The following is a 10,233-nucleotide window of genomic DNA, read 5'->3' on the forward strand; positions in this document are numbered from 1 at the left end:
GGCCCCGGCGGATGGCCTGGCTCGCGTGGCGCCGTGGCGGCGGGATCGACCACCAGCGTGAGCGTGATCACGTAGCGGTCGCGGGCTTCGCGCACGGCGCCCAGCACGGTATCACCGGCCATCAGCGCGATACCGTCGTTGCGGTTGAGGATATCGCGCACGCCGTTGCGGCGGTATGTCGGCAGTTGCGTATAGAGATACTCGCTGAGCGCATCGGGCAGGAAACACTGCGTAGTCAGCAAAGTACGGCTGCCGTCGAATACCTTCATATGCAGATGCGTGGCGCGCCCGGCGTACCAGCCCGGGTAGATGGTGCGGAACACTGCCACGCCGTCGGCGCCCACCGGCTGGCTTCCGCGCAGGAATGTGCGGTTCCGCATGGACACGCGCTGGCCGTGGTCATCCACCTGGCCCGCATAGCCGGAATAGACCCCCGAGGCATTGCAGTGCCAGAGGTCGACGCGCCTGCCCGCGAGCGGCCGGCCGTGCATGTCGACCACCGTGAAGCGGACCTCCACCGGCACGCCGGGCTGGCCTTCGGTGATGTCCTGGCGGACCTTGCCGGCATCGAAGTAGAACGGCCCCTCGGTGGTCTGCGCGGTGAGGGGCAGAAGCGCGGCAGGCGTTTGCGCCGTGGCCATGCGCGATGCGGCCATCAGGCCGGCGCCGCCAAGCCCCATGGCCAGCAGATGACGGCGGCGCCCCGAGGGCCGGGGCCGAGAGTCTTCGGGCATCACACGTTCCGTTAGGGCGATGAAGATGTGGGATGCCAGTGTAGTCCGGGGCGGGACGCGCAGTATTTCTACCTGGTGTCGCCCCGGCTACACTTCGGACGGCGACGTCAGACGGCGGATTTCAGCACCGCGCCGGTGGCGAAGAAGCTCTGGAGGTTGTCGAACACCAGATCGGCCATGGCGGCACGGGTCTCGTGCGTGCCGCTGGCCACGTGCGGCAGCAGCACCACGTTGTCGAGCGCGAACAATGCATCGGGCACGTGCGGCTCGCGCTCGAACACGTCGAGTCCCGCGCCCGCGATGCGCTTGTCGGTCAGCGCGCTGACGAGCGCGGCTTCGTCCACCACCGTGCCGCGCGCGATGTTGATCAGATAGCCCTGCGGCCCGAGTGCCTCCAGCACGCTGGCCGAGATCAGGTGCCGCGTGGACGGGCCCCCCGACGTTGCCACCACCAGGAAGTCAGCCCAGCTCGCCAGCGCTTCGAGCGACGGCTCGAATCCGTAGTCCACGCCGTCCTGCGGCTTGCGGCCGAAGTAGCGCACCTCCATGTCGAATCCGATCGAACGCCTGGCGATGACCCGTCCGATGCGGCCCATACCGACGATGCCCAGGCGCTTGCCGCTGACGCGCGTGGTCAGCGGATACGGGCCCTTGGGCCATTCGCCGCGCCGCACGAAGCGGTCCGCGGCGCTGACCTGTCGCGCGGCGTCCATCAGCAGCGCGAACGCGGTGTCCGCCACGCAGTCGTTGAGCACGTCCGGCGTGTAGCCGACCGCGATGCCGCGCGCGCGGGCCGTCTCCAGATCAAGCTTGTCGGTGCCCACGCCAAAGCTCGAGATCACGCGCAGGTTCGGCAGCGCGGCCAGCATTGCGGCATCGACGCCAATCGCGGCGCGCGTGGTCATCGCCACGAACTCGCCACCGTGTTTTGCCAGATAGCCGGCGGGATCGGTCTCGGCCCAGAACGGATGGACATCGAACTGCTCGGCAAGCTGGGCTTCGGTCTTTTCCGGGAGTCGGCCATGCTGAAGGAGGCGGGGTTTCATGCGAGAAGAGTCCTTGTTATCGGTGTTTTGGCTGGGTGCGGGTCAGTCCGCGCTCAGATGATTATCGGCGATGATCTTTGCATAACGCTTTCGGTCCTGGGCGATGATGGCGGCGAACTGCTGCGGCGTATTGCCCACTGGAATCGCGCCTTGCTCGATCAGTTGCTTCTTCACGTCGGGCATGACCACCACCTGCTTCACGCTGGCGGCGATCTTGTCGACGATCTCCTTCGGCGTGCCGGCCGGCGCCAGCAGTCCCACCCATGAGCCCGACTCCGCGTTCTGGATGCCGGCTTCGGCCAGCGTCGGCACATCTGGCATCGACGGCGAGCGCACGGTGCCGGTCACGGCCAGCGCGCGCAGCTTGCCGGCCTTTACGTGGCCGGTAGTTTCGAGGATCGACGCGAACAACATGTCGACGTTGCCGGCCATCAGGTCGGTCATCGCCGCACCGCCGCCCTTGTATGGGACGTGGAGCATGTCGGTGCTGGTCGCCGCCTTGAAGATCTCGCCAGACAGATGCGGCGAGCCGCCGGTGCCGGAACTGGCAAACGTCAGCTTGCCCGGCTTGGCCTTGGCCAGCGCCACGAGTTCCTTCGGCGTATTCGCGGGCAGGCCCGGCGTGACCACGAGCGCAAATGGCAACTCGGCCATCATCGTCACCGGGACGAAGCCGTCAGGGTTGTAGGAGAGCTTCTTGTACAGGAACGGATTGATCGATTGCGTGCCGACGTTGCCCGCCACCAGCGTGTAGCCATCGGGTTTGGCGCGCGCGGTGAGTTCCAGTCCAACGTTGCCGGCCGCGCCGGGGCGGTTGTCGACGACCACCGGTTGTCCCCAGAGCTGCGACAGGCGCTGGGCTACAAGGCGCGTGCCGATGTCGGTGCCGCCACCGGGAGTGAACGGCACGATGATCGTCACGGCGCGTGTGGGCCAGTTTGTCTGCGCGGGGGCGGTGACGGAGAGCGTGGCGGCGCAAAGCGCCACGGCAAGGCGGGCTGTCTTCAACATGGGGTCTCCCGATCGTTATCGTTATCGTTTGTGATGCGCTCCCCTCGCCCACGTCGTAGGAGAGGAGAGATCGAACGCGTTACCGCCCGTGTTCCTTCCGCCAGACCGCGAAATCCTCACGCGCCTTTTCAGTGGTGGGCGGATACAGCCCGATGATCGAGCGGCCCTTGCGTACCTCCTCGGTCACGAAGTCCTCGAACGCCGTCATCTCCACCGCCTCGGCGGCGATGTCCTCCACCATTTCCTGCGGGATCACGACCACGCCTTCCGCGTCGCCGACGATCACGTCGCCGGGAAACACCGCCACATCGCCGCAACCGATCGGCACGTTGAATTCCAGCGCCTGGTGGAGCGTGAGATTGGTCGGAGCAGATGGGCGATGGTGATAGGCGGGCATCGCCATCTGGGCGATTTCAGGAGAATCGCGAAAGCCGCCGTCGGTAACGATGCCGGCGCCGCCACGTTGCATCAATCGGGTCACCAGGATCGAGCCCGCGGATGCGGCGCGCGCGTCTTTCCTGCTGTCGATCACCAGCACCGCGCCGGGCGGGCATTGCTCGATGGCCTGGCGTTGCGGATGGTTCGGATCCTGGAACACGGTGATCGGATTCAGGTCCTCGCGCGCCGGGATATAGCGCAGCGTGAACGCTTCGCCGACCATCGTGCCGGGGTTGGACTGGATCGGCCGCACGTCCTGGATGAACTGGTTGCGCAGTCCGCGCTTGAACAGCGCGGTGCACAGCGTGGCGGTGCTGACGGTTTTCAGCGCGGCGAGCAGGGCAGGGGTGAGCTCGGACATGGCGGGTTCAGTAGATGCTTGGTTCGCCGGCGGCTTCGCCGAAGTCGGTTTGCAGGAAATCGAAATCGCAGCCGTCGTTGGCCTGGCGGATATGGCGCGAGAACATCCAGCCGTAGCCGCGCGAGTAGCGGGGTGGCGGCGGTTGCCATGCCGCGCGGCGGCGTTCCAGTTCTTCGTCGGAGACTTCCAGATGGATGCTGCGCCGGTCGATGTCGACCGTGATCAGGTCGCCGGTTTGCACCAGCGCGAACGGCCCGCCGATGTACGCTTCCGGCGCCACGTGCAGGATGCAGGCGCCGTAGCTCGTGCCGCTCATCCGCGCGTCCGACATGCGCAGCATGTCGCGCACGCCCTGTTTCACGAGCTTCTTCGGAATCGGCAACATCCCCCACTCGGGCATTCCCGGTCCGCCCTGCGGCCCCGCGTTGCGCAGGATCAGCACATGATCGGCCGTAACGTCGAGGTCTTCGTTCTCGACCGCTGCCTTCATCGAGGGGTAGTCGTCGAACACGAGCGCCGGACCGGTATGTTTGAAGAACCGTTTTTCGCACGCGCTCGGCTTGATCACGCAGCCGTCCGGTGCGATGTTGCCGCGCAGGACGGCCAGCGCGCCTTCCTGGTAGAGCGCGTTGTCGCGCGTGCGGATCACGTCGTCGTTGTAGACCTCGGCCCCGGCGATGTTCTCGCCCAGCGTGCGGCCGGTGACGGTCAGCGTGTCGAGATGCAGCTTGTCCCGGATGCGGCTCATCAGTGCGGGCAGCCCGCCCGCGTAGAAGAAGTCTTCCATCAGGTACTTGTCGCCGCTGGGCCGGATGTTGGCGATCACGGGCACGTGGCGGCTCATGCGGTCGAAATCGTCGAGGCCGATGTCATGGCCCGCGCGGCGCGCCATGCTGATGACGTGGATGATCGCGTTGGTCGAGCAGCCCATGGCCATGGCGACCGCGATGGCGTTCTCGAACGCGCGGTGCGTCTGGATGCGTGCCGGCGTCAGGTCTTCCCAGACCATCTCCACGATGCGGCGACCCGATTCGGAACACATACGGATGTGATTGGCGTCCGCCGCCGGAATCGACGACGCACCCGGCAGCGTCATGCCAATGGTCTCGGCGATCGCCGTCATCGTGCTGGCGGTGCCCATCGTCATGCACGTGCCGTGGCTGCGCGCGATGCCGCCCTCGATACCGATCCACTCGGCCTTGCTGATGTTGCCGGCGCGGCGTTCGTCCCAGTACTTCCATCCATCGGAACCGGAGCCGAGTACCGTGCCCTTGTAGTTGCCGCGCAGCATCGGCCCGGCCGGCACGTAGATCGCCGGCACGCCGGCGCTGGTGGCGCCCATCAGCAGGCCCGGCGTGGTCTTGTCGCAGCCGCCCATCAGCACGGCTCCGTCGATCGGGTGGGAGCGGATCAGCTCCTCGGCCTCGATCGCCAGCAGGTTGCGGTAGAGCATGGTGGTCGGCTTGACCGAGCTCTCGGACAAAGAAATGGCCGGTAGCTCCACGGGGAAACCACCGGCCTGCAGGATGCCGCGCTTGACGTCTTCCACGCGCTGCTTGAAGTGCGCGTGGCATGGGTTGATGTCGGACCACGTATTGATGATGGCGATGAGCGGCTTGCCCATCCATTCATCGGGCGAGTAGCCCATTTGCATGATCCGTGAGCGGTGCCCGGATGAGCGCAGATCGTCAGGCGCGAACCAGCGCGCGCTGCGGAGTGCGTCCGGCGTCTTTCTATGAGCCGTCATCTTGTCTCTTCCACGTTGGTATTCGTCATAGTCGTCAGTTGTCATACGACTATTGGCTGACACAGTGTACTCACCGACGCAACCGGGCGTCAATGCAAGTCAGATATGTGGCGGTTGGGATTGCGCGACAGAAAATTCGCCCGATGCGCCACATTCATGGCGTGTCGGGCGTGAAAATTTGTCATGAATATCTCGAAATTGATAGATTTCAGATATTCATTTCTCGGTAATCAATGATGTCGAGAGTCGTGATTTCGAGCAGCGAGCAGCTCGGCCAGGTGCTTCAGGGCGCGCGGAAGATCGCGGGCCTTTCCCAGGCAGATGCCGCAGCCCGGCTGGCTATCAGCCAGAGCCGCATCTCGCACCTGGAACTCAACCCCGAGACGATCAGCGTGGCGCAACTACTGGCGCTGCTGGCAGCCTATGACTTCGACCTGTTCGTGGAGCCGCGCGCGTTGGACGACAAACCGGACGACAAGCCGGACCACAAATCGGACCACAAGCCGGGCACCACCTTGAGCGACGCGGAGATCGACCGGTTGGAGTGGTGAGGCCGTGAGGTCGTGAGTTGTGCGGTCAGGGGGCTGAGTGGTTCAGGGCAGGTAGCCCAGCAGGCGCCACCAGAGATAGTCCAGCGGCAGCAGCGCCACGATCGTGATGGCCGCCATGGTCAGGCACAGGCGCGTGCCGTGCCGCAGGCCTACGCCGCCCAGCTGCATTGCGATCATGATCGGCGGTGACTGGTACGGAAAGAACACGGTAGAGAACACCGGCACCTGCAGCATCAGCACGGATTCAAGCGGCAGTCCGGTGGCCTTCGCCAGATCGGCGGCAAGCGGCGTCAGCACGGCCGGCAGGGCCGGCAGCGTGGACAACATGCCGATGACGGCGCCCATCGCGCCAATCGTGCCGACATTCGCCGCAGTGTGACCGGGCGTCATCGGCAGCCAGTGCAGCAGCCCCGCGCTGATCGCGCTGCCCAGGCCCGTCGATTCGACCACCGCGCCCAGCCCCAGGAAGCCAGCCACGTAGATCAGCGGTACCAGGTGGACCTGCTCGGTCATGGCCTTGGGCGATACCAGCCCGATGCCCGGCAGCAGGCAGATGATGCACGCTGCCAGCGAGATCCACGCGGGCGAAACGCCATGCCAGGCATCCGTGGCGAAGCCCGCCACGGCCAGCGCCAGGATGATGGCCAGCGCACGCTCCTGCGGCCCCATCTGCGTGCGGACGCTGGCGGCTTGCGGCGCGATCGGCCCGCTTTCCGGGAACATGCGGCAGATTACCCAGATCAGCACCACGGTCTTCAGCACGCCGAGCACCGGGAAATGCAGCAGCAGATAGCTGCCGTAGCTCAGGTTGATGCCATAGAGCGAACTGGCAGCGCCCAACAGCACGCTGTTCGGAATATTGGCGGGCAGGATCGACGTGGGCGGCATGTAGCTGGCGGCCGCCACGGTCAGCACCATGCCGATGCGGCCGTTGGAGCCGGGCGCGAAGCCAAGGCGGTCGGCCAGCGCCAGCACGATCGGCATCAGCAGCAGCACGCGGCCCGTGGTGGAGGGCATCAGGAAGGCCAGGCCCACCGCGCTGAGCGCCACCGTGGTGATCACCTGCGGATAGGTGCCAACGCGCTTGTGGAAGATGATGTCGGCCAGCCGCAGCGCCAGTCCCGTGTTGCGCAACGCCACGCCGGTGACGGCGCCACCAAACATCAGCCACCACGCGGTGGACGTGAATCCCGAGAACACCACCGTTGGCGGGGCGATATGGAACACCACTGCGGCAAGGAAGAACAGCAGCGTGGCGGTGGGCTCCGGTAGCGCCCCGACCGCCCAGCAGCACACCGTCGACAACACCAGCGCGCCGGCCCAGATCAGCGCGGGCGGCGCCTGCAGCCACTGCCCTGCGATCCATACCACGCTGATGCACGCGGCGATCAGCAATGCGGCGCGGATCGAATCGGCCGGGCGGCCGCCGAGCGGCGCAGGTTTGGGTGGTGGGGTTTCCTGTCGTGGCGCGGTGTTGTCGGGCTGGCCGGTATGGCCGGGAGAAGCTGACATCGGGGTTGTCTCGCTGGCTGCCGGGCGCAACGTGGCGCCGGCCTTGTTCTGAAGATGGTGCGGAGCCGCTATCGTAGTGGTTGTCCTGGTGTGCAGGCAACTGCCCATGCGATCCCGCGTAACTGGCAGGTCTTGGGTCTTGCTTAGCGGGTCTTGCGAAACGTCAGGTTGATTCGCTCGCTTCCGGTCAACGCATGATCGCCGTCGGCCAGTGGGGCGATGCCGTGGAAGACGAGCCGGGACGGCCCACCCCAGACCACCACGTCACCATGCGCGAGCCGGAATCGGTCCGGCCGGTCGGCGCGACGCAATCCACCCCAGAGGAAGACGGCCGGCAGGCCCAGTGAGACAGAAACGATCGGTGCGCGCAGATCGAGTTCGTCACGATCCTGATGCAGCGACAGGCGCGTGCCCGGCAGATAGCGGTTGATCAGGCAGGCATCGGGCGCGAAGCCGGGATAGCCAGCCGCTTCCGCCGCGTGTTCGGCCAACGACCGGAACACGGCAGGCATGGCCGGCCAGGGCCGTCCTGACTCCGGATCGACCGCATCGTAGCGATACCCAGTGCGATCGGACACCCAGCCACGCTCGCCGCAATTGGTCATGGCCACGGACATACGCAGGCCGCCCGGCGTAATCAGATGGCGGAACGGCGCTTCGGCACTGATCGTCTGCACGGCGGCGAGCAGTTCCGGCCCCGTATCCCGCGCGAATCCATGCAACACCACGGCGCCCGGCGCAAGCGTCTCCACGGCAGGCGGGGCGTTGGAATCAGCGGGAAGGGCGTCGAAGAGGTCGAAGGTCATGGCGGGCATTTCGGGTACCTGGGATGGTACTCGGGATCGCAGTTGCCGTTTTCCTGCCAGCCACGCCTACTTCCCACCCACCTTCGCCAACCCTTCCAGCAACGCCTTGTGGAACGCCTGCGGATCCTGCATCTGCGGTGCGTGGCCCATGTCGGGGAATTCGACCAGTGTCGTGTTCGGAATCGCCCTGGCGGTCGCTTTCGCCAGTTCGGGGTAGTGGCCGAGCTTCGCCTGCACGTCCGGCGGCGCGGCGTCCTTGGCGATGGCGGTGGTGTCCCGGTCTCCGATCATCAGCAGGGTCGGGGCCTGGATCGCACTTATTTCATAGACCACGGGTTGCGTGAAGATCATGTCGTAGAGCAGTGCCGAGTTCCACGCAACGATCTGCTTGCCCGGGCCACGGTTCATGCCGGCCAGCATCTGCACCCAGGGCTCGTATTCGGGCTTCCACTGGTTCACGTAGTACGTCGATTTCTCGTAGTTGCGAATCCGCTCGGCCGTCACGTTGAGTTCGCGCGCGTACCACTGGTCCACCGACAGCGACGGCACGCCCTTGGCCTTCCAGTCCTCCAGGCCGATCGGGTTGACCAGCACCAGTTGCGCGGTTTCCTTCGGATACATCAATGCATAGCGCATCGCCAGCATGCCGCCCGTGGAATGGCCCATCACGGTGACGTCGTGCACGCCGATCGAGGCCAGCAGATCGTGGGTATTGCGCGCGAGTTGCTGGAACGAATACTGATAGTGCGGCGGTTTGGTCGATTTGCAGAAGCCGATCTGATCGGGGGCGATCACGCGGTAGCCGGCGGCGGTGAGCTGCTGGATGCTCTCCTGCCACGTGGCAGCGCAAAAATTCTTGCCATGCAGCAGTACCACGGCGCGGCCGTTCGGCTTCTCCGGCTTGACGTCCATGTAGGCCATCTCGAGCGGCTGCCCTTGCGAACTGAAGCGATATTGCTGAACCGGATAGGGGTAATCGAATCCCTCGAGTTGGGGACCGTAGGCCGGGCCGCTATCGGCGGTCTGGGCAGCGTGGGCAGCTTGGGCGAGTGGGACGGAGAGGGCGATGGCTGCGAGCAGCAGCGGACGGACTTTGAGCATGGTGCGCAGGGGGCGTGCGGATCGGGAGGGGAATCGTCGCACAAATGCCCATGTCGTGCTTGGGCGGCCCCTCGGCCTTCTGCCCTCGTGGGCGAGGGAGTGCGCGCCGGCGCACGCATCAAGCGCGAGTTGTGTTCTCCCTCTCTCCCATGAAATGGGAGAGAGGGAGAACCCGTGGCGCAGTCGAATCAGGCAAACGTATCGACTTCCCCACGCGCCAGCACGCGCGGTGCGCGAGGCGCTGCCACCGTTGCCTGGACCGGCGCATCCTGCGTCAGCCCGGCGGCCTGCGCGAATGCGCTGCCGCTGCCCGGTTGGCGTTGTTGCTGCTGGCCGCCGTTGCCAGCCTGGGCGAAGCCATCGCTGCCGACAGACGTTTGGCCAAGCTGGATACCGGCTTCGGCCATCGACGTGCGCAGGTGCGGCAGCGCGGCTTCCACCGCGGCGCGCACGGCCTGGTGCGGCGAGACGAACTGGGCCTGGGCCTGATCGTTGACCACATTGAGCACGACCTTGAGCGGGCCGAGGTTCGGCGGGTTCAGGTCGAGTTCGGCGGTCTGGCTGCCTTGCGTGGAGAGTCGCACCATCTGCTGGCCCAGTGCCTGAGCCCACTGGCTGTCGCCAAGATTCGGTGCGACTGCCGGGCGCGCCGCTGCTGCGGCGGCCGTGGTCTGTGCGGCGTTCGCCTGGGATTGCGCGGACAGGGCCGATGCCAGCATGGCAGCGCTGCTCGGATTCGTGGCGCCGGTGTCGGTGCCTTCACCCGTGCGTGCGCTGGCCTGCGCCATGGCATATGGCGTGGCGACGGGCGTCTGGCTGGCTTGCGTCGAGTCGGCTTGCAAGGTCGGTTGCGCGCCGTGGCCGAGGCCGGTCTGTTGCTGGCCCGCGTTTTGGCCGCGCGCGTCCTGCGCGCCCGTCTGCGCCGG

General features: G+C 66.1%; 10 protein-coding genes. 1 reads left to right on the plus strand and 9 read right to left on the minus strand.

Features of this window, described 5'->3' with window-relative positions; genetic code table 11:
- The 5 genes from D769_RS16655 to araD all read right to left on the minus strand — a co-directional run.
- Nucleotides 1-734: intradiol ring-cleavage dioxygenase (locus D769_RS16655; RefSeq protein WP_040011088.1), on the minus strand; the 734-nt coding region annotated here is incomplete at its 3' end.
- 107 nt (nt 735-841) lie between these two features.
- Entirely contained in the window at nt 842-1,780 is a 939-nt protein-coding gene (locus D769_RS16660; RefSeq protein WP_008647176.1) for a 2-hydroxyacid dehydrogenase, read from the minus strand.
- Between the two features lie 42 nt (nt 1,781-1,822).
- Nucleotides 1,823-2,791 carry a tripartite tricarboxylate transporter substrate binding protein gene (locus D769_RS16665; RefSeq protein ID WP_008647177.1) on the minus strand — a complete coding sequence of 323 codons (969 nt, stop codon included), beginning with the start codon at nt 2,789-2,791 and terminating at the stop codon, nt 1,823-1,825.
- Nucleotides 2,792-2,870: 79 nt separating this feature from the next.
- On the minus strand, nt 2,871-3,590 hold the full coding sequence (locus D769_RS16670; RefSeq protein WP_008647180.1) for a ribonuclease activity regulator RraA: 720 nt from the start codon (nt 3,588-3,590) through the stop codon (nt 2,871-2,873).
- A gap of 7 nt (nt 3,591-3,597) precedes the next feature.
- Nucleotides 3,598-5,337: an L-arabinonate dehydratase gene (araD, locus tag D769_RS16675; protein WP_035884093.1), complete on the minus strand. Its 1,740-nt coding sequence runs from the start codon at nt 5,335-5,337 to the stop codon at nt 3,598-3,600.
- Nucleotides 5,338-5,570: 233 nt separating this feature from the next.
- Between araD and D769_RS16680 the strand changes: the two genes are divergently transcribed.
- Nucleotides 5,571-5,888: a helix-turn-helix transcriptional regulator gene (locus D769_RS16680; RefSeq protein WP_152415012.1), complete on the plus strand. Its 318-nt coding sequence runs from the start codon at nt 5,571-5,573 to the stop codon at nt 5,886-5,888.
- A gap of 42 nt (nt 5,889-5,930) precedes the next feature.
- On the opposite strand, the gene D769_RS16685 is transcribed toward D769_RS16680, so the two are convergent.
- The 4 genes from D769_RS16685 to D769_RS16700 form a co-directional block, all read right to left on the minus strand.
- Entirely contained in the window at nt 5,931-7,400 is a 1,470-nt protein-coding gene (locus tag D769_RS16685) for an SLC13 family permease (RefSeq protein ID WP_008647186.1), read from the minus strand.
- 143 nt (nt 7,401-7,543) lie between these two features.
- A complete protein-coding gene (gene alkB / locus D769_RS16690; protein WP_008647188.1) occupies nt 7,544-8,206 on the minus strand; it encodes a DNA oxidative demethylase AlkB in 663 nt (220 codons plus the stop codon).
- 66 nt (nt 8,207-8,272) lie between these two features.
- Nucleotides 8,273-9,307, minus strand: a complete 1,035-nt coding sequence (locus tag D769_RS16695; RefSeq protein ID WP_008647191.1) for an alpha/beta hydrolase — start codon at nt 9,305-9,307, stop codon at nt 8,273-8,275.
- A gap of 188 nt (nt 9,308-9,495) precedes the next feature.
- Nucleotides 9,496-10,233, minus strand: a 738-nt coding sequence (locus D769_RS16700; protein WP_008647193.1) for a flagellar hook-length control protein FliK, incomplete at its 5' end; no start/stop codon positions are given.

The sequence above is a fragment of the Cupriavidus sp. HMR-1 genome (genome assembly GCF_000319775.1).
Lineage (GTDB): Bacteria > Pseudomonadota > Gammaproteobacteria > Burkholderiales > Burkholderiaceae > Cupriavidus > Cupriavidus metallidurans.